Source organism: Arthrobacter sp. NPDC057388 (genome assembly GCF_042668165.1).
GTDB lineage: Bacteria > Actinomycetota > Actinomycetes > Actinomycetales > Micrococcaceae > Arthrobacter.
The window spans coordinates 177,694-202,936 of record NZ_JBHVBL010000002.1 but is presented as its reverse complement, the minus strand read 5'-3'; the positions used below and the strand labels follow the sequence as shown (position 1 = coordinate 202,936).

At 66.2% G+C, this 25,243-nt stretch carries 27 protein-coding genes; 12 read left to right on the top strand and 15 right to left on the bottom strand.

Annotation, left to right across the window (positions count from 1 at the left end; translation table 11 throughout):
* Positions 1 to 617: 617 nt before the first annotated feature.
* From ACFUTU_RS01920 to ACFUTU_RS01905, 4 genes are all read left to right on the top strand, one after another.
* The gene (locus ACFUTU_RS01920) at positions 618 to 875 is read left to right on the top strand and encodes a hypothetical protein (RefSeq protein ID WP_377960092.1); all 258 of its coding nucleotides are present in this window, start codon (positions 618 to 620) and stop codon (positions 873 to 875) included.
* Between the two features lie 139 nt (positions 876 to 1,014).
* Complete coding sequence (locus ACFUTU_RS01915; RefSeq protein WP_377960091.1) at positions 1,015 to 2,442, top strand: GAF domain-containing serine/threonine-protein kinase; 1,428 nt, start codon at positions 1,015 to 1,017, stop codon at positions 2,440 to 2,442.
* Positions 2,443 to 2,630: 188 nt separating this feature from the next.
* Positions 2,631 to 4,979 carry a multicopper oxidase domain-containing protein gene (locus ACFUTU_RS01910; protein WP_377960090.1) on the top strand — a complete coding sequence of 783 codons (2,349 nt, stop codon included), beginning with the start codon at positions 2,631 to 2,633 and terminating at the stop codon, positions 4,977 to 4,979.
* Between the two features lie 169 nt (positions 4,980 to 5,148).
* The gene (locus tag ACFUTU_RS01905; protein WP_377960089.1) at positions 5,149 to 5,319 is read left to right on the top strand and encodes a PspC domain-containing protein; all 171 of its coding nucleotides are present in this window, start codon (positions 5,149 to 5,151) and stop codon (positions 5,317 to 5,319) included.
* Between the two features lie 19 nt (positions 5,320 to 5,338).
* Here ACFUTU_RS01905 and ACFUTU_RS01900 read toward each other — a convergent pair whose 3' ends face one another.
* Positions 5,339 to 6,094, bottom strand: coding sequence for a ZIP family metal transporter (locus ACFUTU_RS01900; protein WP_377960088.1), 756 nt, complete (start codon positions 6,092 to 6,094; stop codon positions 5,339 to 5,341).
* Positions 6,095 to 6,237: 143 nt separating this feature from the next.
* On the bottom strand, positions 6,238 to 7,269 hold the full coding sequence (locus ACFUTU_RS01895; protein WP_377960087.1) for an exonuclease domain-containing protein: 1,032 nt from the start codon (positions 7,267 to 7,269) through the stop codon (positions 6,238 to 6,240).
* Positions 7,270 to 7,509: 240 nt separating this feature from the next.
* On the opposite strand from ACFUTU_RS01895, the gene ACFUTU_RS01890 reads away from it, so the two are divergent.
* Both ACFUTU_RS01890 and ACFUTU_RS01885 read left to right on the top strand, forming a co-directional pair.
* Positions 7,510 to 7,806, top strand: a complete 297-nt coding sequence (locus ACFUTU_RS01890) for a hypothetical protein (RefSeq protein WP_377960086.1) — start codon at positions 7,510 to 7,512, stop codon at positions 7,804 to 7,806.
* Positions 7,807 to 7,837: 31 nt separating this feature from the next.
* Positions 7,838 to 8,101 (top strand): hypothetical protein, encoded by a 264-nt coding sequence (locus ACFUTU_RS01885; protein ID WP_377960085.1) that lies wholly within the window; start codon positions 7,838 to 7,840, stop codon positions 8,099 to 8,101.
* An 81-nt stretch (positions 8,102 to 8,182) separates the two neighbouring features.
* Here the strand turns inward: ACFUTU_RS01885 and ACFUTU_RS01880 are convergent, their stop codons facing one another.
* Positions 8,183 to 8,449 carry a hypothetical protein gene (locus ACFUTU_RS01880; RefSeq protein WP_377960084.1) on the bottom strand — a complete coding sequence of 89 codons (267 nt, stop codon included), beginning with the start codon at positions 8,447 to 8,449 and terminating at the stop codon, positions 8,183 to 8,185.
* A gap of 146 nt (positions 8,450 to 8,595) precedes the next feature.
* Between ACFUTU_RS01880 and ACFUTU_RS01875 the strand changes: the two genes are divergently transcribed.
* Complete coding sequence (locus tag ACFUTU_RS01875) at positions 8,596 to 8,952, top strand: GYD domain-containing protein (RefSeq protein WP_377960083.1); 357 nt, start codon at positions 8,596 to 8,598, stop codon at positions 8,950 to 8,952.
* Between the two features lie 20 nt (positions 8,953 to 8,972).
* On the opposite strand, the gene ACFUTU_RS01870 is transcribed toward ACFUTU_RS01875, so the two are convergent.
* Entirely contained in the window at positions 8,973 to 10,604 is a 1,632-nt protein-coding gene (locus tag ACFUTU_RS01870; protein ID WP_377960082.1) for an alkaline phosphatase D family protein, read from the bottom strand.
* A gap of 1,021 nt (positions 10,605 to 11,625) precedes the next feature.
* Complete coding sequence (locus tag ACFUTU_RS01865; RefSeq protein ID WP_377960081.1) at positions 11,626 to 12,093, bottom strand: hypothetical protein; 468 nt, start codon at positions 12,091 to 12,093, stop codon at positions 11,626 to 11,628.
* Between the two features lie 292 nt (positions 12,094 to 12,385).
* Here ACFUTU_RS01865 and ACFUTU_RS01860 point away from each other — a divergent pair, with 292 nt between their 5' ends.
* Together ACFUTU_RS01860 and ACFUTU_RS01855 are read left to right on the top strand one after the other, a co-directional pair.
* Positions 12,386 to 13,729 carry a class I SAM-dependent methyltransferase gene (locus tag ACFUTU_RS01860; protein WP_377960080.1) on the top strand — a complete coding sequence of 448 codons (1,344 nt, stop codon included), beginning with the start codon at positions 12,386 to 12,388 and terminating at the stop codon, positions 13,727 to 13,729.
* Positions 13,730 to 13,768: 39 nt separating this feature from the next.
* Positions 13,769 to 14,470: a type 1 glutamine amidotransferase domain-containing protein gene (locus ACFUTU_RS01855; RefSeq protein ID WP_377960079.1), complete on the top strand. Its 702-nt coding sequence runs from the start codon at positions 13,769 to 13,771 to the stop codon at positions 14,468 to 14,470.
* Positions 14,471 to 14,574: 104 nt separating this feature from the next.
* On the opposite strand, the gene ACFUTU_RS01850 is transcribed toward ACFUTU_RS01855, so the two are convergent.
* From ACFUTU_RS01850 to ACFUTU_RS01840, 3 genes are all read right to left on the bottom strand, one after another.
* Positions 14,575 to 14,841 carry a hypothetical protein gene (locus tag ACFUTU_RS01850; RefSeq protein ID WP_377960078.1) on the bottom strand — a complete coding sequence of 89 codons (267 nt, stop codon included), beginning with the start codon at positions 14,839 to 14,841 and terminating at the stop codon, positions 14,575 to 14,577.
* 103 nt (positions 14,842 to 14,944) lie between these two features.
* Positions 14,945 to 16,348, bottom strand: a complete 1,404-nt coding sequence (locus ACFUTU_RS01845) for a GntP family permease (RefSeq protein WP_377960077.1) — start codon at positions 16,346 to 16,348, stop codon at positions 14,945 to 14,947.
* Between the two features lie 55 nt (positions 16,349 to 16,403).
* On the bottom strand, positions 16,404 to 16,928 hold the full coding sequence (locus ACFUTU_RS01840; RefSeq protein WP_377960076.1) for a gluconokinase: 525 nt from the start codon (positions 16,926 to 16,928) through the stop codon (positions 16,404 to 16,406).
* A 189-nt stretch (positions 16,929 to 17,117) separates the two neighbouring features.
* Here ACFUTU_RS01840 and ACFUTU_RS01835 point away from each other — a divergent pair, with 189 nt between their 5' ends.
* Together ACFUTU_RS01835 and ACFUTU_RS01830 are read left to right on the top strand one after the other, a co-directional pair.
* Positions 17,118 to 17,870 (top strand): FadR/GntR family transcriptional regulator, encoded by a 753-nt coding sequence (locus ACFUTU_RS01835; protein WP_377960075.1) that lies wholly within the window; start codon positions 17,118 to 17,120, stop codon positions 17,868 to 17,870.
* A gap of 224 nt (positions 17,871 to 18,094) precedes the next feature.
* Positions 18,095 to 18,589, top strand: a complete 495-nt coding sequence (locus ACFUTU_RS01830) for a hypothetical protein (RefSeq protein WP_377960074.1) — start codon at positions 18,095 to 18,097, stop codon at positions 18,587 to 18,589.
* A gap of 99 nt (positions 18,590 to 18,688) precedes the next feature.
* Here ACFUTU_RS01830 and ACFUTU_RS01825 read toward each other — a convergent pair whose 3' ends face one another.
* Positions 18,689 to 18,856 (bottom strand): hypothetical protein, encoded by a 168-nt coding sequence (locus tag ACFUTU_RS01825; protein WP_377960073.1) that lies wholly within the window; start codon positions 18,854 to 18,856, stop codon positions 18,689 to 18,691.
* A gap of 118 nt (positions 18,857 to 18,974) precedes the next feature.
* Between ACFUTU_RS01825 and ACFUTU_RS01820 the strand changes: the two genes are divergently transcribed.
* Positions 18,975 to 20,837, top strand: a complete 1,863-nt coding sequence (locus ACFUTU_RS01820) for a tetratricopeptide repeat protein (RefSeq protein ID WP_377960072.1) — start codon at positions 18,975 to 18,977, stop codon at positions 20,835 to 20,837.
* Positions 20,838 to 20,859: 22 nt separating this feature from the next.
* Here ACFUTU_RS01820 and ACFUTU_RS01815 read toward each other — a convergent pair whose 3' ends face one another.
* The 6 genes from ACFUTU_RS01815 to ACFUTU_RS01790 form a co-directional block, all read right to left on the bottom strand.
* Positions 20,860 to 22,131: a plasmid pRiA4b ORF-3 family protein gene (locus ACFUTU_RS01815; protein WP_377960071.1), complete on the bottom strand. Its 1,272-nt coding sequence runs from the start codon at positions 22,129 to 22,131 to the stop codon at positions 20,860 to 20,862.
* 121 nt (positions 22,132 to 22,252) lie between these two features.
* Positions 22,253 to 22,456, bottom strand: a complete 204-nt coding sequence (locus ACFUTU_RS01810; RefSeq protein WP_208747914.1) for a cold-shock protein — start codon at positions 22,454 to 22,456, stop codon at positions 22,253 to 22,255.
* A 233-nt stretch (positions 22,457 to 22,689) separates the two neighbouring features.
* The gene (locus tag ACFUTU_RS01805; RefSeq protein ID WP_377960070.1) at positions 22,690 to 23,037 is read right to left on the bottom strand and encodes a PRC-barrel domain-containing protein; all 348 of its coding nucleotides are present in this window, start codon (positions 23,035 to 23,037) and stop codon (positions 22,690 to 22,692) included.
* Positions 23,024 to 23,488, bottom strand: coding sequence for a hypothetical protein (locus ACFUTU_RS01800; protein WP_377960069.1), 465 nt, complete (start codon positions 23,486 to 23,488; stop codon positions 23,024 to 23,026). The genes ACFUTU_RS01805 and ACFUTU_RS01800 overlap by 14 nt, the downstream gene beginning before the upstream one ends.
* Positions 23,485 to 24,711 (bottom strand): Nramp family divalent metal transporter, encoded by a 1,227-nt coding sequence (locus ACFUTU_RS01795; RefSeq protein WP_377960068.1) that lies wholly within the window; start codon positions 24,709 to 24,711, stop codon positions 23,485 to 23,487. Before ACFUTU_RS01795 ends, ACFUTU_RS01800 begins: the two co-directional genes overlap by 4 nt.
* Complete coding sequence (locus ACFUTU_RS01790) at positions 24,708 to 25,190, bottom strand: hypothetical protein (RefSeq protein WP_377960067.1); 483 nt, start codon at positions 25,188 to 25,190, stop codon at positions 24,708 to 24,710. The genes ACFUTU_RS01795 and ACFUTU_RS01790 overlap by 4 nt, the downstream gene beginning before the upstream one ends.
* Positions 25,191 to 25,243: the final 53 nt, after the last annotated feature.

The window sequence follows — 25,243 nt, the reverse complement described above, 5'->3', positions numbered from 1 at the left end:
ACCACGGGGGTGGGCGGCCCGGCAATTCAACCAATCAATAAAAAATCGGTATCAATAAACTTGGCACACTATTGAGTTCTCAAACAACAGACACACCCGGCACCACCCAAACCAAACATTCAGGATCGCTCCGGAGCAACTTTTCAAACTTACCCGCTCCAGCGAAGCTTTGCAAATCAGCATTTCCGTGATTCTTGGCTTGCAGTGCGGTTCCCCACCCGTTCGCAGCGCAGTATTAGCGCGCCGTTTTTCGGGCTATTTGAAAGGGGGTCGGTCGCTATTTTTCCGCTTCAGCGGCGGCGACTCGAAAGACTCTACACGGCCTGCGGAGCACGTGCAAATCGAGACCGGACGGCGGTGGTTACCTACAACTCCGGGCAGGATTGGCGGCGCTTCGGGTCACCGTCGCAGAACGCGGATAACAACTTTGAAGCGGTGACTGTACTGCCCGGTAGCCGTCATCCCGGACTCGAGTCTGCGCGTTGCCGGCTCAACTAGACAGAACAGTCTGTCTCGCATAGATTTCTCCTAGATCGCTGGCCCCTATGGGCAGAGATCCGTTTATCGCTGAAGCAGAAACGGCGGATCAATGTGCATGTCCCTTGAGGAGCCAAAAAATGGATGCCACACAGTTTGACCTATTTGTTGCCGAGGCGCTCACCACGGAGCGGGAGACTGACACAGTTCTCGGACCTGACGAGCTTTTTGGCCTCTACACGAGCTGGTGCCTAATCCACAAAGCGCAGCCCGCCGCCGCCGAAGCCCTGTTTGTGGCTCTCAAGGAACGTGGTATAGATCCTGAGAACTGCGAACTGGCGATGACCGGGCCGGCCGCAGCGGACTACATCCTGGCAAGTGCCCCGAGCCTTATCTAAGCCAACCAACAGAAAGAGCCGGCACCTGTCGGCTCTTTCTGTTTACTCAGGACTGTATTCAGGGCGCACTGCCCAGACAGCGCTTCGTCGCTCTAAAATTGCCAGCCCCAAGGGCTCGGCGGGAAAACAAAGGTACCCAATGGCCGTACAACCCGGCATAGCAGAAGGCGCAATCCTAGGCGGCAGGTACCGCGTGGTGGAACAGATCGGTTCCGGTGCCATGGCCAACGTGTACCGGGCGGTGGACGAATCCCTCGATCGGGAGGTCGCCGTGAAGGTCATCAACCGAAGAGACACAACACGGGAAACAGCGCGCGGCGATGACGCAGAAGTCAAGGTTCTCGCTGCCCTGAACCACCACAGCCTGATCACTCTCCTTGACGCCGGGGTGGACCGCCAGGGACCCGGCCGGGCCCGCGTCTACCTCGTGATGGAGCTCGTCGAGGGCCCGGATCTGAAGCGCCGCCTTAGCGAGGGCCCGCTCTCCCCCCGGCACACGGCCGAGATCGGCTACGACGTCGCTGACGCCCTCGCCTACATCCACGAAAGCGGCGTGATACACCGGGACGTCAAGCCCGGCAACATCCTGGTGTTTGACTACCAACACGACACCGCCCGGATGCACGCCAAGCTGACGGACTTTGGCATCGCGCTCATGGCTGACGAACCTGACCTGGAGGGCGAAGGCTTCCTTGGCACGGCCGGCTACCTGAGCCCGGAGCAGGCTAAGGCCGAGCCCGTCGGGCCGCCGAGTGACGTGTACTCCCTGGGCCTGGTGCTGCTCGAGGCCCTGACCGGGCAGCAGGCCTTCCCGGGCGACCCCCTGCAGAGCGCACTCGCGCGCCTGATGGATGACCCCTACATCCCGGAGGACATCGAGCCGGAATGGCGGCTGCTCCTGACCGCCATGACGGCCCGGAATCCGGAAGACAGGCCCTCGACCAGCGACGTGAGCCAGGCCCTGTACGAGCTGTCCCTGAGCACCCGCGGAAAGCACAAGGTGGACGCCTCTGTCATTCCCGCGGATGAGGAAGCCCGGATGGAGGCCGTGCACAGCTACGGAATCCTCGACACTCCCCCGGACGGGGCCTTCGACAGGATCACCGCACTGGCGGCCCGGCTGTTCTCCGTCCCGGTGGCGATCGTGTCGATCGTCGATCATGACCGCATCTGGTTCAAGTCGCACCACGGTGTGGATGTGCAGCAGATCAGCAGGGAGCCGGGCCTGTGCGCGTCCGCAATCCTGCAGGACGACCTCTGGGTGGTGGAGAACGCCCCCGAGGACCCGAGGACCCTGCTGAATCCCCTGGTGGCAGGTGAGTTCGGACTGAAGTTCTACGCAGGGGCTCCGCTCAAGACCCGAAGCGGCCACAACCTGGGCACCCTCTGCATACTGGACTTCGCACCGCGCGCCATGACCGCCGAGGACAACGCCAATCTGCGGGATCTTGCCGCAATGGTGATGGCCGACCTTGAACTGCGGCTCGAGGCAGCGGCCGGGCAGCCCGGCACTCCCCCGAGCTCCGAAACAGCTGCCGTTCCCTTGGATACCGGCATCGCCATCTAGGCCGTACCGGCGTCCACCGGACGGGTTAGGCAAACGGGGCCCCGCAGGTATGTCAGGACATTAATTCCGCCGCAAGATTTTTCTAGGCTGCGGCAACCACCATGAGTGCTGTCTGTAAGCGCAATTGGGGGCGACATGGACCTGTGTTCAACACCTTTTTCCGGTCTCCAACACACAGGAGGTCGGCAATGGCAGTGCTGAACATCCACGTCAACGACGGGTTCGTTCCGATGGTGGACGGCTCGCTGGTGTATCACCGGGGTTTCGGCGACCGGCGCACCACGGTCAACGATCCAAGCCCTGCACTGGCGCTGAGCCCGAAGGTCATCACCGCCAACGGGCGCGTGGTGGCCAGCCGGACCTATCCGCTGGGCGCACCGCTGCCGCCCCACGGCAGGCCAACCCCGCTCCGGCCGGACCCCGCCCAAACCCGGCAGTTCCTTGCAAGGCGGGCATACTGGGCCAGTTTCTTCCCGCTCCGGACGCTCATCGCCGAGACCGGCAGCACCATCGAAATCATGCTGCACAACAACCTCGCACAGCCGCATGAGATCCGGTTCCACCGCGCCGGGGCCGGCGGGACCGACGCCGGATCCGGCCCGGTGGCACCGGGCAAAACGAAGCTGCTGCGCTTTCCGGCACCGGCACCCGGAACGTACCTGTACACCGATCCGGGCAACCACACGGTGGAACGGACCCTCGGCCTGCACGGCGCCCTGGTGGTCATCGACCCGCGCAACGCCTGGCGGCTCGCCCCCGGCGCGGCCGAGTTCGAGCGCCAGTGGCTGTGGCTCTGCCACGATGTGGATTCCAACTGGGCCCGCATCGCTTCACGAGGGCAGACCGTGGATCCGGTGGCCACACCGGCTGTGCCCGACTACTTCACCATCAACGGATACTCCGGCTTCCAGTCCCTGGCCGTCACCACCGACCTGGCCTTCAACGACCGCCGGCACCAGGACACCCTGCCCTCCGGCCACCCCCGCGAGACCGACGTGCGCAACTTCAGCGCCTCACCGTCAGCGGGGGCGATCCGCACCGGACACCTCATGCGCATGCTCAACGCCGGCATCGTGGACCACCAGCTCCACTACCACGGCAACCACGTCTGGACCGTGCGGGCAAACGGCATCGACTTCCCCCGCTCCCACGGCCGCGTGTCACCGCAGGGCGACGTGCAGCTCCAGCAGTGGGAGGACACCATTCAGCTGCAGCCCCTGGAGCGCAAGGAAGCGGTGCTTCCGGTCCGGCGGCCGCCGGAAGTGATCGACCAGGTGTGGAACGCCAGGACCGAGGACTGGACGTACCCCATGCACTGCCACGCCGAGCCGTCCCAGACCGCCCGCGGCGGGCTCTACCCGGGCGGGCTAGTTGCCGACTGGGTACTCGCCGCCCAACCCGACCCTGCCAAGGGGACGCCGCCCACAGCCGCCGAGCCCCACCACACGTACAGGAGCCAGGTGGACTTCGCTTCAGACCAGCCCCACGAGGGCAGTCCGGAAACCCAGTTCCCGCTGAAACCGGATGTCTTCATCGAACTGGACTTCTTCAACAGGAAGTTCACCTTCCCCGACCGTTCCGAGCACGAGATGTGGAGTTTCGAGGGCAACGAATTCGGCCGCCAATTCCCCGGAACGACGGTGCGGATGCGGGAGGGCCAGCTCTTCCAGGCCACCATCAAGCCCAGCAAACGGGTGCACACCATCCACTGGCACGGGATCGAACCGGACCCGCGGAACGATGGCGTGGGCCACACCTCTTTCGAGGTCACCGGACACTACACGTACCAATGGCGGCCGGACGCCGCAGAGCGCGGAAACCCGAACCGCGGCTCAGCGGGAACTTACTTCTACCACTGCCACGTCAACACTCCCCTCCACGTGCAGTACGGCATGTTCGGTGCCATCGTGGTGGACCCGCCGGTCAATCCCGCCATGCCCGCACCCGCCGGGACCCGCCGTCACACGTTCGAGGGCCCGCTCTACGACATCGCCACGGAAACCCTGATTGCCCCGTACTCGATTGACCCGCGGTGGCACGAACTGAACCATGCAGCGGGACTCAACGGCGAGGATGTGGGGCTGAACCGGTTCGAGCCGAGGCACTTCTTCCTGCTGGGAGGCAACATCCCCAGCCGGCCCCGGGGGGACGACATCGTCTGGACCGTTTCGCAGATGCGGGCCAACGTGGCCAGGAACGGCAAACATCCGACGCTCGTCCGCTACGTCAACGTGGATTACTTCCCCACGCTGACCACCATCACGGATGCATCCGGCCGGCCCGCCAGAATCGCCGAACTGATCGCACACGACGGCCGGCCCTTCTGGACGACGCCAAGCCCCACCGGCCCGGCCGTGCAGCCCTCCATCGCGGGCCAGCCGCTGCTGACCAACGTCATCAGGTCCGGAGCGGCGGAGAAGTTCGACTTCCTGCTGCATCCTCCGGCCCCGGGCAGGTACACCATCACGGTCCAGTTCCTGCACTGGCTCACCTCGAAGGTGCTCGCCACCCGGACGGTGGCGGTGACGGCGGCCTGAGACTCCCGGCTTGAGCGGTCCTGCCCAGGTGGCATATGGAACCGCTTGCTAAAGCTCGACGGCGGGAGGGCGCCAGCGTCGCCGGCCTCCCGTCGTCGGGGTTAAAAGTCCCGAAAATTCCGCTGACGTGCAGCGGGGCGGCTGCTAGTGTGGCGGCATGGAAGCTGGCATGGTCCGCCCCAGGAGCGGCAAGATGATCGCGGGCGTCTGCGCGGCGGTGGCTGGGCGCTTCGGCATTCCCAAGGCTCTGGTCCGCATTGGCTTTGTGCTTTTTGGGCTGTTCGGTGTCGGGGAGCTGGTGTACATCGCCCTGTGGATCCTCATCCCCAAGGAGCGTTAGGCCTCCAGGCGCAGGAGAACTATCCGCCGACGTGGTGAATGGTGAAGGCGGAGAGGAAGCCGACGGCGGCCACGAGGCCGGTGAGGTTGTGGTGCTCCTCGAACGCCTCGGGGATCATCGTGTCCGCGAGCATGGCGAGGATCCCGCCCGCAGCCACTGCCGTGATGAAGGCAACTACGCTGTCGGGCGCGGTTTCCAGTGCCGTGTAGCCGATCAATGAAGCAAGCCCGCACAGCAGGGCAATCCCGCCCCACACGCCGAAGACGTACTTGGGACCGCGGCCGGCCTTCTTCATCCCGGCCGTGCTGGACAGCCCTTCCGGGACGTTGGAAATGAAGACGGCGGCGAGCATGGCCGGGCTCACGGTGCCTGCGGTGACGAGTCCGAGTCCCAGGACCACGGATTCCGGGATGCCGTCCAGGAGTGCGCCGACGGCGATGGCCGTGCCGCTGCCCGGATCTTCCGTTTCGGAGGGCTGCTGGTCCTTGGACCGCTTCCGGTGTTTGGCTCCGGAGCGGGCAAGCAGCACGTTGGCGCCGACATAGACCACCGCGCCGGCGAGGAATCCGAGGACCGTCGGCCAGAGCCCGCCGCCCTGGACGGCCTCGTCCACGAGCTCGAAGGCCAGGGCGGAAATGAGGACGCCCGCGCCGAACGCCATGATCGAAGAGACGAGCTTGGCCGGGATGTTCCATTTCCAGGACAGCCCCGAGCCGAGAACCAGCGCTCCGCCGGCAAGGGTTCCCCACAGCAGCGCCTGGGCCCACATGGGCATGGATGTCCGCCTTCCCGGCCGCCAGGCCACATTACACCGAGGGACGGCAGCACACGCCTCCGTCCCGGTCCACCTGCATTCTTGCAGACACGGGGGACGGCGCCGGTGCGGCAGGCCGGAGTAACGGCGGCGGACTTGCCGGATCAGCTGCGGGGCACGAGCCGGTGCCAGCCGCGTGTGATGCTGGCCCAGATCGCCCACATCGCGGCTGTGGCGGCGGCGAGCGTCAGTGCAGCCGTGACCGTCTGACCGGCGGCGAAGAAACGGATGGTGAATCCCGTGAGGTAGGCGAGTCCGACGGCGGCCGCCGCACCGAGCGCGAACAGCAGCAGTCCCGCCGCGGTGCTGAATGCGCGCTTCGCGGCGCCGCGCGTTTGGGTGCCGCGGGTTCGGGTGCTGCGGGTTTCCGGGCTTTCCGGGGAAGCTGTGCTGTCGGGTTCGCTTCGGCTCAGCTGCAGCAGGTCGGCGGGAGCTTTTTCTTCCCAGCCGGCCACCGGCGTAACGGCACGGCCGGCAACCGGGTGCGGACCGGCGTCGGGCATCACCATGGAAAGGTTGGCATCAGGTTCAGCCTCGGGTTCGATGTCGGTGCGCGCCCGCCGGCCGCGGCGGCGCTGCCCAACCGTCGCGGCCGAGTGCTCCCAGATCTGCGGCAGGGTGGTGAAGCCGTGCCGGGCCGCGATGGTGAGCACGATCTGCGCGGTGGCCAGAGCGTGCGCCGCCGGCTCGTGCCGCTCAACGGGCGGAAGATCCAGGGCGGCCAGCACGTCACCGAGGCGGTGCTGCGGCAGGTCCAGGTGGTTCTGGGCAAGGTGCAGCGCGCAGTAGAAGTCCTTGGCCGGGAGGTCCAGGTGCTGGTGCTCGGTGGCTTTGCGCATGACGGAGGCGTCATAGGGGGCGTCGAAGGCCACCAGCGGGTCCTCGCAGACGAACTGCAGGATGCCTTCGAGGGACATTTCCCAGTCGGCGGCGTTCTGGACGTCCTGTTCGGTGATGCCGTGGAGCTCCACGTTGATGGGGTCAAAGTCGTCGATCCCGGGCGGCGGCTTGATGAGCCATGTTGCCGAGTCCACGATTAGCCCGTCCCGGACCTTCACCAGGCCGACGGCGCACGCTGAGCCGCGGTGGCTGTTGGCCGTTTCGAAATCGATGGCCGTGAAACTGATTCCTGACATTCCTTGCCTCCCCAGGGCATGGCGCGGGAGGCCGCAAACGCCGTTGTTTGTGACCTCCCGCACATGACTTCGCCATTCTTGCAGAGGAAATGCTGGATTACGTCCTTGACCGAAAATGTGACGCGCACCATTCCCTCTGCGAAACGGGTGTTGACTCCCTGGGCGGTCGGGAGTACCACGGCCTTGGGCGGTCCAATCCGGGGCAGCCCCAGGTGGTTTTGCAAGCATTAGGAGCACGTCATGCCTGTCGCCGTCATCCTCGATATTCCCGGGGCAACGCTGGAGCAGTACGACCAGGTCATCGAAAAAATGGGCTTCACCAAGGGTGGTCCCGGCGCGCCGGGCGGTCTGACACACTGGGTGGCCGCCACAGAAAAGGGCATCCGGGTGGTGGACACATGGCAGAGCAGGGATGCCTTTGAGGCGTTCACCCGCGAGAAGACCGAGCCCCTCATGGCCGAAGTGGGCATGACGGAGAAGCCGGAGATCACCTTCTACGAGGTCCACAATTACCTGACCGCAGGGCCGGAAGCTTAGGCCCAAACCGCTACTTCAAAGGAGAAGTACCATGGCCGTTTCAGTCATCCTCCACCGCGTCGCCGACTACGACGCATGGCGCAAGGTCTACGATTCCGTGGCACAGATGCAGACCGACGGCGGCGTCACTCAGGAGTCCGTATACCGGATGGCAGATGATCCAGACAACGTTCTGGTCCTCCACTACTTCAACGATGTGGACACCGCCAAGGCGTTCTTCGCTAACCCGGATCTGAAGGACGCCATGCAGCGCGGCGGCGTCCAGGGCGAACCGAGAATCGAGATCTTCGAGTAACCGCTGTTCCGGGAAAGCCCGACGGCGGGTGGCCGGCAATGTTTGCCGGCCACCGCCGTCGTGGTTCAGTGCGCTGAAACCTTACCGCCCGGGGTTTGGATCGATGCCCTCGGCGGTTCCCAAACCGCCGTCGTCCTGGCTGACGGCATCGGGGACTCCGATCAGCGGAACGGCCTGTGTGACCGGCTCACCGTGGTGCAAATGATCCTTGTGCCGGGCTTCCTGAAGATGCTGCTCCAGCTTCTCTTCCGCGTCCCGGCGGCGCTGGCCAATGGTGCGCATCTGCTGGGTGGTGGGTGCCGCATGCGCGTGCTGGTGCTGCCCGTGATCCGGAAAAAACTCGCTCATAGTGGAATCGTCCCACTGGCCGGCCCCAGTGGCTACCACCCCAAGGCAGAGGAGCCGGCGGCACAGAACCCGGCCGTTGCCGGCCGCGCAGCACCCTGCCATTCTGGGTGCATCCCGTCTCCGGGAGCGAACGAAAGGACCGGACGATGCCGCTCTATCTCTCCAAGTTCAGCTACACCCCGGAAACCTGGGCACGGCTGGCCAGCAACCCTGAGGACCGAAGGAAGGCCGCGAAAGCCTACATCGAATCGGTCGGCGGGAAGCTCCACGGGTTCTGGTACTCCTTCGGCACCCACGACGGCTACAACCTCTGGGAGGCTCCGGACAACGTGTCCATGGCCGCGGTCGCGGTGGCCATCAGCGGCGGCGGGGCACTCGCTTCATTCGAGACAACAGTGCTCCTGACCGTCGAGGAGGCAATGGAGGCCATGCGGCAGGCCGCGCAGATCAAGTACCAGCCTCCGGGCGCGGGCCAACAGCAGCCTGAGGTGACTGTCGACTGAGCCGCGCCCTGTCAGCCGGCTCAGCGCTCCGGGTTCAGGTCCTTCCGGAAGATCACCGTTCCGTTGGCGTTCCGGAGGGTGACGGAGAAGATCTCGTCCTCGCCTAGGTCCACGTGGCCGAAGTACTGGCTTTCGCCGCTGCGCGGTGACTCGCCGGCGTAGGCGCCGGCCCGGGAGAAGACCACCTCGGGGCCGAAGGTGCCGTCCATCTGGTTCGGGCCGAAGCTTCCGGCGTTGATCGGGCCGCCCACGAACTCCCAGAAGGGGTCGAAGTCCTGGAAGGCTGCGCGCTCGGGCGAGTAGTGGTGGGCCGCGCAGTAGTGGACGTCAGCGGTGAGCCAGACCACGTTTTTAACCCGGTTGCGCTTGAACGCGGACAGGACCCGCGCTATCTCGAGTTCCTTGCCCATTGGGGCTCCGGCGTCGCGGTTGGAGAGGGACTCCTGTGCCGCGGGGCCGTCAGGGACGATGATGCCGAGCGGGAGGTCCGCAGCGATCACCTTCCAGGTGGCCTTGGACTTGCTGACCTCGCGGATCAGCCAGTCGGCCTGCTCCTGGCCCAGGATGCGGGTGAGGTTCTTTTCCTTGCCGTCCGTGTTCGGGTCCTTGAACGTGCGCATGTCCAGGCAGAACACATCCAGCTGCGGCCCGCGGGTGATCTTGCGGTAGATGCGGGCCGGCTCGAAGCCGGTGCCGCCGTCGCTGAGCTGGGCGATGGGCTGGTATTCCTGCCAGGCCTGGCGGCCGCGGGCGGCCAGGACGTCGACGCGGCGCTCGGTGTAGCGGGCGTCGGTGAGGATTTCGCCCGGGTACCAGTTGTTGGTGGTTTCGTGGTCGTCCCACTGGGCGATGACCGGGACTTCGGCGTAGAGGGCGCGGATGTTCCGGTCCATGAGGTTGTAGCGGTGCCGGCCGCGGTATTCCTCGAGGGTTTCGGCCACCTTGGAGACCTCCTCGGTGACGAGGTTGCGCCAGATCTGTCCGTCGGGCTCGGTGACCTGTGCTGCAATGGGGCCGTCGGCGTAGATGGTGTCACCGGAGTGGATGAAGAAGTCCGGCTTGGTGGCGAGCATGGCGGCATATCCGCGCATCCCGCCGATATCCTCGTTGATGCCCCAGCCCTGGCCCGCGGTGTCGCCCGTCCAGACGAAGCTCTGGCCTTTCTTTCCGCCGTTGCTGCGGGACCACGGGCTGCTGGCCTTCAAGCCGGGGGCGGTGCTGAAGGAACCGTTGGCAGGCTCCCCGGCGTTGCCGTCCGGGTCTTCGAAGTGCATCGTGAGCGCGAAGCGGGTGCCCGACGGCAGGTCGCGTGCATGGATCTTGGACGTGAAGTCAGTGGCGGCGCTGGCGGGGGTGCCGCGCAGCACGCGGCTAAACGCACGGCTGCCACGGAGCGGGATCCCGTCCTCGTCAACGGCCAGCAGGTTGGCCACGAGCCGGCCGGCTCCCGACGCGCGGGACCACAGAACGCCCGAGTTAGTGGTGACGTCTCCGGTGGAGATGCCGGAGGGAAGGGTCAAACGGTTGCGGACCAGGGGCACGGCGGACGGCCGGGCCGCGTGGGCGGGGACAACCAGAGAGGGCGCGACGGCGGCAGCACCGGCAGCGGCGATGGCACCTTTGAGGACATTGCGGCGGGAGAGAGCAGACATGGGGCCATCGTTGTCCGGCCGGGTTACGGGCGGACGACGGCGGGGTGAACCGAGTGGAGAGCGGCGGTGACGGAGTGCCTCAGCGCATCCCAACTGCGCGCCAAGCGGTAGGGCTTACTCGCAAACGAAGCAAACCCCACCGCGTTGTTCAGTCGCTCATCCTCCGAGTTCAGCGCAGATATCGCGCTTCGTCCCAGTGGTACTCAGCAGCGTAGTGACGTTGTTTGGTCCCGGATCTACAACCCGGTACACGATGCGTCCGCTGTACTGCGTTGTGGAGGGGCCTTCGGGGGTATCCGTTGGAAACAATATGAGCCCTGCTGTTCCTGTTTCAGTAACGGTTTGGGACCCATCCGCGTTCAGGACCGTATTCCGAACAGACCCGGTGGGCCGAATTGTGACCGATCGAACAGGCTCTTGGTCCGAATTCAGCCTGGTGTAGGTCAACGTGTAGCCTCGACCTCCGCTAAAGATGCGAATGGGATTACCGGCTTTATCCAAGAAGGTCCTGACGTTGGCATTTGAGCCGGTTGCCTGCAGCAACACATCAAAGCCGGGCACGCTTGGCCCGCAGGAATAACAAAATTCTCAGGAAAGTCTGCGGGCGGATCTTCCTTAATCGGCGGGGCTGCCGTCGCTACAGGCAATACAGCAAAGAGCCCCCCTGCGAGCAGAATAGGCAGCATAAATGGACAGGCGGTAGTAAGCTTCATTGGTTTCTCCGACATTGGCGGTCATCGTTGGCCGAATGTACATAAGGCAGGTAGCGCACCACGGTGCACATATTCATCGCAGTTGCCGCGTCATTGTCGCGGTCATGAGACGTTTAGATTATGACGCCGTCGACGACATGAAAAGAGTTAGTTGCCATTGATTAAAGACGTAAAACATGCATTTGCCGCCTACGCGGTTTAGTCGTTCAATTTATGAGAAACTCCTCATAAAGATAGATCACTATCAGCAAGAGCTAATTCTCAAGTAAGTATGGCCTGATGGACGGTCATTCGCTGCCAAAAGCAGCTCAGCGCGAAGGCACCTCGTCAACAAACGCCACCGGTGCCACGGCCTGCTGGTAGAGCTTGAGTGCGTCGGCCACAGCGAGGTTGCCGAAGTTCAGGGACAGCTGCAGGCCTTCGAGCTGGGCATTGGCGCTCTCTGCCGCGCTGACCTTCTCGCCCAGGGCCCGGGAGTTCGCGAAGTTCGTGGCCAGCGCCGCGGCGACGGAGAAAATCACCGCCGCGAGGCACAGGAACCGCCACACCACGGAGTCCTCCTCTAGCCGGAAGATGCCTTGAATAGCCTCCGTGAAACCCGTCCCGCCAACAGCGGGACCGGCGGTGAGCATGGCGGCAAGAGCACTGCCCACGATGCTGATGTTGGAGAGCCTGTTCCGTCGTGGCCGCTCGCGTCCCAGATACATGCGGATGGCGTGCTGCTTCTGGTCGATGCGGTCGGAGAGCCGTTGGCGCGTGTCCGCGGTTTCGTCCATGGTCTGCTACAGCCTTTCTCCCCCCCGGTCGACGTTTCGGGTTCAGGATCCCACCGCTCCGAAATCCGGTCCAGACTCCTCGAGTTCGCGGGAACGCGTCGTCGACGCCGGAAACTTTCGGCGAGCCGGGTGGGCCTCCGGCGAATTCGCGAGGCGGAATGGAGCCTACAGCCCCCGCCCCAGCAAGACAGAGTTGTCTCCCTGTCCGGTACACGCAGGCTTGTGTACCTTATTGCCACGGGAAGCAATGGCGCATCCCGGCGGGCTGGGGCAGCGGACGAGAGGGACAAAGATGGCAAAGACGACCGGAGCGGCACCAAAACTGGCCAAGGCATTGGCAATCGTTCTCGGCACTGCGGAAGCAGGCACTGCGGAACCAAACACCGCGAAGCCAGGCAACGAGCAAGAAACGTACCCGATACCGGTCCGGCTGCGGGCCTGGGACGGTTCGGAAGCGGGTCCCGCCAATGCACCGCTAATCGAATTCACTTCGCGCCGGGCACTGCGGCGGATCCTGTGGTCGCCGGGACAGCTGGGCCTGAGCCGGGCGTATGTCGCCGGCGAGATCAAGGCGCATGGCGACATCTTCGCCGTCTTCGCGGCGCTCAGCTCCGCCGGCAAGTTCGCCGAATCCGGCCCCTTCACTCCGCTGACGGCGCGGGAACTCTGGACCCTGCTGAAGTCCGGGGTCCGGCTCGGCGCCCTGGGCCCCAACCCTGCTCCCCCGCCGGAGGAAGCGAAGGTGGAGAAGCACGGAAGGCGGCACTCCAGGAAACGGGACGCCGCCGCCATCTCGCACCATTACGACGTCGGCAACGACTTTTACCGGCTGGTCCTCGGCCCGTCGCTGGTCTACTCATGTGCGGTCTGGGCCGATGAAGGCACGGGCCTGGACGCCGCGCAGGAGGCAAAGCTCGACCTGATCTGCCGGAAACTCGGGCTGCAGCCAGGCCAGCGCGTGCTCGACGTCGGCTGCGGCTGGGGAAGCTTCGCGCTGCATGCTGCCCAGCGCTACGGAGTGAACGTCGTCGGCGTCACGCTGTCCACCGAACAGGCGGAACTGGCCCGCAAGCGCGTGGCCGAGGCCGGGCTCACCGAGCGTGTGGACATCCGCGTCCAGGACTACCGCGACATCGCCGACGGACCCTTCGACGCGATCAGCTCCATCGGCATGTCCGAGCACGTCGGCCGTGAACAGCTGGGCCGCTACGTCTCGCAGCTCCATGGCCTGCTGCGGCCCGGCGGGCGCCTGCTCAACCACGCCATCTCCTGGAACGCCGGCCCCACCGAGGATGACCCTGATTCGTTCATTCCCCGCTACGTCTTCCCCGACGGCGAGATGCTCAGCTTGGGCACGATGGTCACCGCGCTGGAGGACGGCGGCTTCGAAGTGCTCGACGTCGAGGCCCTCCGCCGGCACTACGCGCTGACGCTGCGGGCCTGGGTGAAGAACCTCGAGGACCAGTGGGATGAGGCAGTCCGGCTGACCTCCGAGGGGCGCGCCCGCATCTGGCGCCTCTACATGGCGGCCAGCGCACTCGGCTTCGAAAACGGGCTGACCGGTGTCAACCAGGTGCTGGTCCAGAAGGCCGGTGGCGAGGAACCGCCGCTGCGGCTGAGGAACTGGGCCGGCTGAGCCCTGAACCAGGAAATCCACATACGAGGAGCAAGGACAATGGCTAATATTCTGATGGTCGTCTCGGCGGCCGATTCGCTGACCATGAAGGATGGCAGCCAGCACCCCACCGGATTCTGGGCCGAGGAGCTGGTGGTGGCACACCGGACCCTGCAGCAGGCCGGACACAACGTGGACTTCGCCACTCCCGGCGGCGTAAAACCCACCGTGGACAAGCTCAGCCTCCAGCCGGACACCGTCGGCAGCGAGGAGCGGGCGGAGGACTTCCGCACCTACCTGGACATGATCGACGTCGACCTGTTCGCGCCACTGGTGCTGGCCGACGTCGACATGTCAGGGTACGACGCCGTCGTGCTGCCGGGCGGGCACGGCCCCATGGCGGACCTCTTCCAGGACCAGGACCTGGGACGGATCCTCGTGGAGGCCGACGCCGCCGGCAAGATCATCGCCCCGTTCTGCCACGGCCCGGCGGGCCTGCTCAGTGCAACGGCTGACGACGGCGCGTTCGCCTTCGCGGGCCGGAAGCTCACCGTCTTCACCAACTCCGAGGAGCTGGGCGGCGGCACCGGGGAAAACACGCCGTGGTTCGTGGAGACGGCTCTGCGGGGAAAGGACGCCAACGTGGAGACCGGTCCGGACTGGGCCAGCCACGTGGTGCGCGAGGGCAACCTGATCAGCGGCCAGAACCCGCAGTCCAGCGAGGACGTGGCGAAGGAGGTCATCAAGGCCCTCGCCGAATAGGCGCTTCAGGACTCAAACAGCAACGCGGGGTCAGATACCGCCCAATCCGACGCCGGAATGCGGCGGTATCTGACCCCGCGTTGCATTGGGAACGGGGGTTGCGCTCAGCCGGACATACCCGGCCGGACGCGCACGAAGTCGACCTTGTTTCCCGGGTTGGTCCGGCCTTTGGGGTGGCGCGAGAACCCTTTGGCGTCCAGATGGTTCTGGGCGCTGTACTCGGCGAGGGCTTCGTCGTAGGCCTGGTTGAGCCGCCAGCCGGGGACCTGCTCCACCGAGCCGTCGGCAAAGGTGATGGACACGACGATGCTGCCCGGGAAGTGCCGGGGCATCCGGATAAAGCCTTCGGGATCCTGCTGGAGATTGATCAAAGTGGTCCGCCTTCTGCTCGGGGGTTCCAGTCATAGCACAACGACGGCGGGAGGCCGGCAGATATGCCGGCCTCCCGCCGTCGTTGGTTGGACGGAAAGGATGCTAACCCGCCAGCCCGGCCACCAGGAAGATCACCGCGGCGATGGCGAAACCCATGACGCCGATGAAGGTTTCCATGATGGTCCAGGTCTTCAGCGTGGTCTTGACGTCCATGCCGAAGAAGCGGCCCACCAGCCAGAAGCCGGAGTCGTTCACGTGCGAGACCACCACGGAGCCGGCAGCCACAGCGATGACCATCGCGGCGACCTGCATGCCGTTCAGCCCGGCGGATGCGACGGCGGGGGCGATAAGGCCGGCGGTGGTGGTGAGCGCCACGGTCGCCGAACCCTGGGCGATGCGCAGGATCGCGGAGATCAGGAAGCCGGCGAGGATGAGCGGGATGCCCATGTTGCCCAGCACGTCGGCCAGGGCGTCGCCGATGCCGGAGGTGCGCAGCACGCCGCCGAACATGCCGCCGGCGCCGGTGATGAGGATGACCGAGCAGACCGGGCCCAGCGAGGATTCGAGCAGCTTCTCGAGGGCGCCGTTGTGGACGCCGCGGCGGGCGCCCAGGACGAACATCGCCACGAGGACGGAGATCAGCAGGGCCACGGGGGTTTCGCCCAGCGTGCGGAGCACCTGGAACCACTGCTCGTCCTTGACGCCCTCCGGCAGCACACCGGAGGCCGCGAAGGTGTTCAGGCCGGTGTTGATGAAGATCAGGGCCAGCGGCAGGAGCAGCAGGCCGATGACGGTGCGGAAGCGCGGCGGGTGCGATTCGGCCTCCGCCGAGGCGTGGCCCAGGAGTTCCGGCACCGGAAGCACCAGCTTCTTGCCGGTCCAGAGGCCGTACAGGTACGCGGTGACGTACCAGGTGGGGATGGCGGTGAGGAGGCCGGCGATGGTCACCAGGCCGACGTTCGCTTCAAAGAACGCAGACGCCGAGACCGGGCCCGGGTGCGGCGGCAGGAAGATGTGCATCACGGAGAACGCGCCGGCAGCCGGGAGTCCGTAGCGCAGCACTCCCCCGCCCAGCCTGTGGGCGACGGCAAAGACGACGGGAAGCATCACCACGAGGCCGGCGTCGAAGAAGATGGGGAAGCCGAAGATGAGCGAGGCGAGGCCCAGCGCGAAGGGGGCGCGCTTTTCACCGAAGATGCCGATCAGGTAGTCGGCCAGCACCTTGGCGCCGCCGCTGGTTTCCACGATGCGGCCGAGCATGGCGCCCAGGCCGACGAGCAGCGCCACGGTTCCGAGGGTCGTCCCGAAGCCGTTGATGAGCACCGGAACCACCTGGTTGGCGGGAATTCCGGTGGCGAAGGCGGTGCCGAGGCTGACCAGGATCAGGGCAAGCAGCGCGTGCATGCGCAGCCTGATGATCAGGAACAGCAGGACGCCGATCGCCGCCGCCGCAATGAGCAGCAGCGGTCCTGCGCCCAGTGTTTGAGTCCATCCTTCGATGGTCATGGTTCTCCTTTGAAACAGATTTCTTGGGGGGGTTGGGGAAAGAGCGTTGGCCCGGCTACGCCGGGAACTGCAGCGCCGTCAGGATCTCCGTGATGAGGTCCTCCGGCGTGCGGGTGATGTCCAGCCGGAGGCTGCCGGCGCCGAGTTCCTCCGCGGTCAGGGCCTCAAGCGTGGCCAGCTGGCTGGGCAGGAGCGTGGGCGGCATGAAGTGGCCCTCGCGCCCCTGCATCCGCTGGCTCAGCAGCTCGGACTCGCCGTGCAGGTGGAGGAAAACCACCCGGCCTTCGGCTTCGGCCAGCAGCTTGCGGTAGCTCTGCTTGAGCGCGGAGCAGGTCAGCACGGTGCTGTGGCCGGCTCGCGCCTGCGCGGTCATCCAGTTCTGGATTTCCTGCAGCCAGGGCCAGCGGTCCTCGTCCTGGAGCGGAATGCCCTGGCTCATCTTGTCGATGTTGGCCTGCGGATGGAACTCGTCGGCCTCCGCGCAGGCCCAGCCCAGATGCCTGGACAGGGCCGCAGCGATCGTGGACTTGCCCGAACCGGCAACGCCCATGACCACCAGATGCGTGGCTGGATACTGCATGTTTACCTCCGAAGAAGACGTCTTTGGCTTGTGGAAGAAGCTCAATCTGCAGCCCGACTCGCGCTGCGCTGGGAATAAGGTATCACCAATTCACCTAAAAGATACTATCTTTTGGTGTCACAGGTCATACCTTTGTCTTCTGCGTCCGGTACGCTGGAGGGGCGCTAGGCGCTGAAGGAAGGCAGGATCATGTCGACGGCGACAGAAGACCACGCGGGCAACGCGTACGACGGCGGGTTGTCACCCGCGATGCACGAACGCGTCCTTGACGCCGTGGGCGTGGCCATCGCGTCAGGCGCGCTGGCGCCGGGAACCCGGCTGACGCTGGAAGGCCTACAGCAGGAGTACGGCGTATCGCGGACCGTTGCGCGGGACACCATGAAGGTCCTCGAGTCGATGAACCTGGTCTACTCACGCCGGCGGGTGGGGATTGTGGTGCAGAGCCCGGAGCTGTGGAACGTCTATGACCCCAAACTGGTGCGCTGGCGTCTCGCGTCCGACCGCCGCGCCCAGCAGTACGCCAGCCTCACGGAGCTGCGCATCGCCGTCGAACCCATTGCCGCTGCCGGTGCCGCCCGCCGGGCCAGCGCTGCCGAGCGCAGCCAGCTGGTGTCGCTGGCCGCGGACCTGCGCAGGCTGGGCGAAGCCGGTGAGCTGGAGGCGTTCCTCGAAGCCGACATCGCCTACCACCGGCTGCTGCTCAAGAGCTGCGGCAACGAGATGTTCTGGGCCCTCGAAGGGATGGTGGCGGAGGTGCTCGCCAGCCGGACCCATCAGGGACTCATGCCGTTCAAGCCGAGGCAGGAAGCCCTCGAGGCCCACGAGAAAGTGGCTGCGGCGGTGGCGGGCGGGGACGCCACGGCGGCGGAGACGGCCATGCACCACATCCTCGACGAGGTGCGCGAGGCGATGGGCCTGCACCTGACGCCCCTCGGCGATTAGTCCTGTCCGAAACCCGGCGCGAGGAGCATAATTTAACCCCCGCACCATCTGTGGCGTGCCGTGCGCACGGGCGGGTAATGCACCGGCTGGCCCATCGGGGCTGCCGGCATCCTGGCGAAGGCGGGCCGGGCCGGCTCACTGCTTCGCACCCTTACCGAATGGGAAAAGCGGTCTCAGAGGGTTGGAAGAAAATGTTGTCTCGCACCAAATCAGGATTGATCTCCATGGTCGCGGCTGCTGTCTTGGCCGCAGGGCCTGTGCCCGGCGCCGCCGCCGGCACAGCCGTACAGGACGACGACGACCATGACTCCAAACTGACCTCCCAGCAGCGCAGACTTGTCGACACGCTGCGGGATGTCACCGAGGAATACCGTTCGCTGCATGAAGCGATGGAGGACGGCTACAAGAAGGTGACCGGATGCGTCGACAAGAAGGGAGTCGGGGCGATGGGATTCCATTACGCCAAGAACTCGCTGATCGACGCCAAGACCGATGCACGCAAGCCGGAAGTGCTCGTGTACATGCCCAACAGGCATGGACACTACAGGCTGGTCGCGGTCGAGTTCCTCTCCACGGCAAAGAAGCGGCCGTCGATTGCGGGCATGAAATTCGAGAACGGGCCGTTCCCCGGCACTTTCGCCCTGCACGCCTGGGTGTGGCGGGACAATCCTGACGGCATGTTCGCGGCCTACAACCCGGACCTTAAATGCCCTAAGTAGCCGGGGGGGTTTCAGCCCCGGGTGTTCCAGTAGCCGCGGCTGACGGGAGGCCGGCAGCTCAGCCGGCCTCCCGCCGTCGTGCTTCCGGTCCCCGCCGACCTACCAGAGTCGTGCGCTGGAGTACGGCACGCTGGGCAGGTCCCCCGCTTCCCACGATTCATGGGAGCGGACGCTGGGGCTGTGTCCCCGGCCGTCGCTGAGGACGGACCGGACGGTGGTGGTGACAATCCAGAGTCCGGTAAGAAGCAGGATAACGAGCAGAGCCATGGTGTTTGCGCCTCGGTGGTGATGTGCGGATGGGGTGATTTCAGTGTGCGAGGGTGCCGTGTGAGCAGGCGTGTGAACACCGCTGACGCCGCGGATGGCCGGGGCTAGAATGACGCGTATGGCCGAAACCACCATTCGGCTCCTCGGTCCGCCGGCGATCGAGTCCACCGGAACTCCTCCCCCGCAGCCCCGGGGCCGCAAGGCCTGGGCGGTGCTCGCCTACCTTGCGCTGCAGCCGGACGGCACCGGGCGGTCGCGGCTGGCAACGCTGCTGTTCCCCGACGCGGCGGATCCCCTCGGCGCCCTGAGATGGAACCTCTCCGAGCTGCGGCGGACGCTCGCCGGCGTGACGTTCGACGGCGATCCGCTGCGGTTGGCGCTGCAGCCGCCGTGGCGGTGCGACGCCGCCGAGCTGGTGGGCGCCGGGGCGCTCCCCCGCCCGGATCCGCGCAGCCTGAACGGCCAGCTGCTGGAGGGGCTGTCCTTCGTCGATTGCCCGGTTTTCGATTCCTGGCTGGCGGAGCAGCGCTACCGTCTCGAGAACTGTGCGCAGTCCCTGCTCTACGAGTCCTCGGTGTCCGCACTGGCCTCGGGCGATCCACGGGAGGCAGCGGACCTGGCCTCGCGGGCGCTGCAGCGGGACCCGTTCCACACGGACTGCAACGCCGTGCTGGTCAAGGCCCTGGTGGCGACCGGCGAGCACCGGCACGCCCGCGAGCACGTGGCCAGGTGCGCCGACCTCTACCGCGACGAACTGGGCCTGCCGCTGCCGCCGGAAATCCGGAGGGCATTGTCGGGCGCGGAACCGGAGACCGATCCGGGGATTCCAGCGACGGCGGCGACGGTGCGGTCCTACCTCGATGCCGGCGGCGCCTCGCTGTCGGCCGGCGCCGTGGACCGGGGGCTGGACCAGCTGCGGCTCGCCGTCGTCCTGGCCCAGCGCACGCCGGACCGGCACCTCCTCGCCGAGTCGCTGGTGACACTGGCCGGGGCCATGATCCACCAGGCCGGCGGCCGCGGCGCGGAGGTCGCGGATTTCCTGCACCGGGCGCTGTCGGCTGAAACGCCGGCCGGGTCGGTCCCGGCCGCCCCGTCGTCGGTCCCGGCCGGGCCGCCGTCGGGAAAGTACGACGCCGGCTCCCCCACTTCCGCTGCCGCGTACCGCGAGCTGGGGTACTTGTCGGTCCAGCGGGGCGTTCCGGACCGGGCGGCAGGCTGGCTGGAACGCGCCGGGGCGGCCGCCACCGGATTCCCCGAAGAGCAGGCCAGGGTGCTGGCGATCCAGGGCATGCTGGCGTCGGACACCGCGCGCTACCTTGACGCGGTCGAGGCGCTAAACGCATCCGTCAGGCTGGCCCGGGAGGCGCGGAACCGGCGGCAGCTGGCATTCAGCAGCGCGCTCCTTGGCCGGGTGTGGCTGCTGCGAGGCGAGCTGGACCTGGCGGCCGAGACCCTGGATCACGCGCTGCAGTGGATTCTCGCCGAGCACTGGACCGCGTTCGAACCCTTCGTGGCAGGTGTGCGCGGCGAAACGTATCTGGCGGCGGGCGACCTCGAGTCTGCTGCGGAGATGATCGACAGGTCATGGGTGATGGCCGATCTTGCAGGCGACCATTGCTACATGGCCCTCGCGGCGGGGGCTGAAGCGCGGCTGTTCCTGGCGCACGGCGACCTTGCGGCGGCGCAGCACTGGGTGGACCGAGGGATGGAGCCCAGGCCCTGGTACCTCTGGTATTCGGCCCGGCTGCTGGATGTTGCCGCGGAGGTGGCCATCGCCGCACAATCTGGGCAGGCCGGACAGGTGGTGGACCGGCTCGGGGCGCTTGCGAGCCGGAGCGGCATGCGCGAGTTCGTGGTGCGGGCGCAGTCCCACCGCGCCGTGCTTGGCGACGAGGCCGCAGCCCAGGCAGTCCCCTGGCTGGCGAAAGAGATCGACAACCCCGCCCTGACGGCCTTCCTCGCGGCCCGCGGCCAGCTCTGACAGCTCCTACAGCGGGCCAGGCTCATTCAGCGGTCGTGGGCCGACCATTCAACACTTGGCTGACTTGCAGGAAGAACTTGACGCCGCCGTCGGTCAGCAGCCCTCGCCGCCGGAAGCTCCCTTCCGGTTCCATGAGATGGAGACAATCCAGGGCGCGCCTGACGGTTTGGTTGATGTCCGATGCCCACGAATCGGGTATCGGGTGCCCCGACCGAGTAACAAAACCGGCTGCTTCCAAGGCAGCACGGATCGCTTCCACTTTCCGGTTCCACGGCGGGGCGATGCCGCTCAGGTGCCAGAACGCGTAGAGGCGGGTGACGAGGTAGACGGCGTCATGTTCCGGCCTGCCGATCTTGTCGATGACAAGATCCCAGAGGTCGGCCGGCCGCTCCAGGGCTCGCCTGCCGGCAGGTGTCAGCACCAGCCGGCCCTTGAACTTCCTGAGGAGCCGCCATTTAACAACGTGCTCGCGGAGTTCCATGACTGGTATCGCGTTCGCCTCCCGGTTCGCCTTGCCCACGACCAGTCCGCTCCAGCCGAGCTCCTCCACGGCCCGCAGCACCATCGCTGGCTTCAGGTAGCCGTCCTTGGTCAGTTCCACGCCGTCGGGCGACGCCTGCTCGAGCAGCCACCGGACCGGTAGCAGCACGGCGTCGCGTTCCCCGTCGCTAAGCGGCTGGGGCCACCATTGGAGGCTGAGGTTCCGCAGCTTGCGGTTTACGCCGTGAGGGTCAAAGACTGACGCGTCGAACTGCGGGCCAATGTCGCCGGTCAGCTGAAAGACCCAGCTGCGCGCCTCCTGGTACTCGGGATGGTTCCTGTCCGCCAAAATCTGCACGAGCCGCGTGTAGCCGGCCGCGCCGCCGGAGTCTTCCACCGGACCCCGGCTGGCTCCGTCCACGCAGGTCAGCTCTCCCGCAGCAAGGTCGACGGCACCCAGAAGCTCCACCTCATGCGTCCAGCAATCACCGAAGTCGTACTCGTACTCGATGCGGGACCTTCCCGGCCGCTTCGCGTCCAGAAGGTCGGAAAGTACGACGCCGGAAACCGCTGCTGCCTCAGATTCTTCCGTTTCGAAGTCCGGCCCGGCGAGAACCGCCGGCCTTCCTTTTCGGTCCATGTACCGGATGCCATAGAGGTGGCGGTCCTCCCATCCGAAGGCAGCCTGGACGGCGAGATGGAATTGGGGAACGGTCAGGGCCGCCGGAAGCTGAAGTCTCCGCCAGATCTCCGGGTCGGTGCCCTGGATGCTGACGCGCAGGTCGAAGCCAGGCACGACGTTGGTGGATTGCATGATGGCCATTGTTCCAGAGCGGGGGTGCGCCTGGATTTCGCAGGAAACGATCAACGAAAACAGGGCCCGCCAAAGTTGGCGGACCCTGCTTGGAACCTAACGGTCCAGATGCTCTAGGAAATTAGAGGCCCTGGATGTTGGTGGCCTGGGGACCCTTCGGGCCCTGCTCGACGTCGAAGGAAACCTTCTGGTTCTCTTCGAGGGAGCGGAAGCCGGAGGAGTTGATCGCGGAGTAGTGCGCGAAAACGTCCTGCGAGGAGTCGTCCGGGGAGATGAAGCCGAAGCCCTTTTCAGCGTTGAACCATTTGACGGTGCCAGTAGCCATTATTTTTGTCCTTCGTGAAGGTGGAGGATGGATCCCGACTTTCGGGTCCTCCGGTGTGGGGTGTTCAAAACCGCTACTTCAGAAGAACGCGGACTTTCGACCGCGCGTACTGCCTGAACTACCAAATGCAAACACAACAACGTGACCCACTCTACAGGACATCCACCAGCCGCAACGCCAAGCTTGCAGGCACAACCATTCGGGCCAAGGCGTTGCGGGACGGGATCAGAAACCTACTCCTGCCCGTTTCCGTCCAGCGCCGGACTGTAGGCCGTGTACCCGGGCCGCAGCCGGACGGACCGCTCGCCGAGCACGGCGATGTCCTCCCACAGCACGAAGAAGGATCCGCGGTGGCGCCACCGCAGCAGCTGGGGCAGCGGCCACGGCTGCGTGATGCTGTTCCGCTCGTACCCCAGGAATGACGACCAGCTGTGCGGGCTGACCACCAGCCCCAGCAGCCGGGCGTCGGCCAGCAGCCCGTTCGGGGCGCCGTCCACCACAAACCGGGCGTCGGCCACCCGCCCCAGCCTCTCGCCGTCGTCGTTCTGCACCACACTGCCCAAAAGATCACCGAGGATCACGGCGGCCCCCTGCCCCCGGGATCCGGGCGATGATTTTGTCGCGGATCCAGTGCTCCACCCAGTCGGCGTCCAGGCCCTGCCCACTGACACCGAGCCGGACCACCACGCCGACGTCGGCCACGTCCTTCCACGGGATCCGGATAAGCCGGGACGACGGCGGCCTGCCGCCGAAGATGCGCGTCCCCAGCACCGGCCCGGTCAGCAGGGCGGTGATAACGGGCGCCGCTGTTCCCCTGGGTATCACAGCTCCCTCGGGAATCCCGGCGGGGCCTGAAACTTCGGACCGGGCGGCAGCGTCCCCGCCGCCCGGGGCGCCGAGCTCGATGTCGTCCAGGGTGGTGACGGGGACGCCGTCGCTGTCCAGCACCTGCCGGTCCAGCAGGTGCAGCTGCGCGTCCAGGGTCTGTCCGGCAACCGGCGGAACCGGGACCAGATGTCGGGTCTCTTTCATGAGCCGGCTCCCGTCGCGATCATCAGGGGTATGGCGGCCAGCGACGCCGCGAGGATGACCACCAGGTAGACCATGGCCACCACGTTCACGCCGCGGCCGTTGACGTGCTTGCCCATGTATTGCGGGTCGTTGGCCACGATCAGGATGGGCAGGTACGTCAGCGGCAGCGCCACGGCGGAGAACACCACGGAGTATTCGGTGACCAGCACGGGGTCCACGCCGGTGGCCAGCACCGCGACGCCCACCAGCAGGCAGATGATCATGGACAGGTGGAAGCGGGCGGCCTGCGCGGGTGCCCGGAACTTGCCCCAGGACCAGCCGAAGAACTGCGCCAGCGTGTAGCCGCTGGAGAGGGTCGTCTCCAGGGCCGCCCCGAAGGTCGCGGCCATGATGCCCAGAAGTACGACGGCGAGCCCCAGCTTTCCGGCTCCCTCCGCCACCGGGAGGATCACCTGGGACAGGGACGTCACCGAGATTCCCGCGGGCAGGAGCACGACGGCGGCGCACCCGGCGATCGCGACGGACAGCAGCCCGCCGAGGGGGAACCCCACCAGCACGTTGATCCTCGACTGGATCAGGTCCTTGATCTTCCACCCCTCCTCCACAGCGCCGGAGGAGAAGAAGAACACTTCGTAGGGGGTCATGGCGGCGCCGAACAGGGCGATGGCGAAGTACCAGTAGGTGGCGGCGGTTTCCTCGTTTGGCACGGCGGGGATGGCCTGGCTGGCGAGGTTGCCCCAGTCCGGCTTGAGCAGGAACAGGGCAACGGCGAAGACGATCAGGGTCAGGCCCAGGAGCCCGGTCACGTTTTCCATGATGGAGAACTTGACCCGCCAGATCACCAGCCAGACAGCCACCACGGCCAGCGGAATCCAAAGCAGGTAGTGGACGCTGCTGGCCAGCTGCAGGGCCAGGGCGATGCCGCCGATTTCCGCGGTCACGGTCATGAGGTTGATGAGGAAGGACGCGCTCAGGTTGGCGAGTCCCGCCCGCGGCCCCAGCCGTTCGCGGATCACCTCGAAGGTGGCCCGCCCCGAGGCAGCGGCCACCCGTCCGGACATGTTGGCGAAGACGCAGATGCCCACGACGCCGACCAGCACCACCCAGACCAGGGACATCCCGAAACGGGATCCGACGACGGCGTTGGTCACCAGGTCGCCGATGTCCACGAAGCCGCCGATGGCGGTGAGGATGCCGAGCGCGACGCCGAGGATCCGCTTCACTTCCCGCCCGCCTTCTCCCGCAACGCGGCCAGGGCCTGCTCGGCCGAGGCGAGCGCCTGGTCCCCCGCGGACAGTGACGGCCCGCCGCCGTCGGACGCTAAAGCATCCCGCGCAGTGGTGAGGCCGGCGGCGGAACTGTCGAGGACCTTCAGGGCTTCCTCCCGAATCTGCCGGTCCTCGTTTGAGGTGGGTGAGAGGCGCAGGACGGTGTCGCGGCTGGTCTGCACCTCCTTGAGGGCGTCGTCGAGGGCGGTGGAGGTGGCAGCCCTGGTGAGCTTGCCGCCGGAGTCGAGGCCGACGGCGAGCCGGGCGGTGGCGATGGCGGAGGAGCTGTCCTCGGCGGCGGTGGAGACTGCGTCGGTGACCGTGCCGCCCGCCGAGCAGGAGCCGAGGAGGCAGGAGGTGAGGAGGGCTGCGAGGCAGGCAAGGGAAACGAGTGCCGGGCGGCCCGTCCGCTCACCGGCTGGCCTGGCGCGCACCTGTCCTCCAGCCTCCGGGCGGACCCGGTTTGTCCGAACCGCGGCCCTGCAGA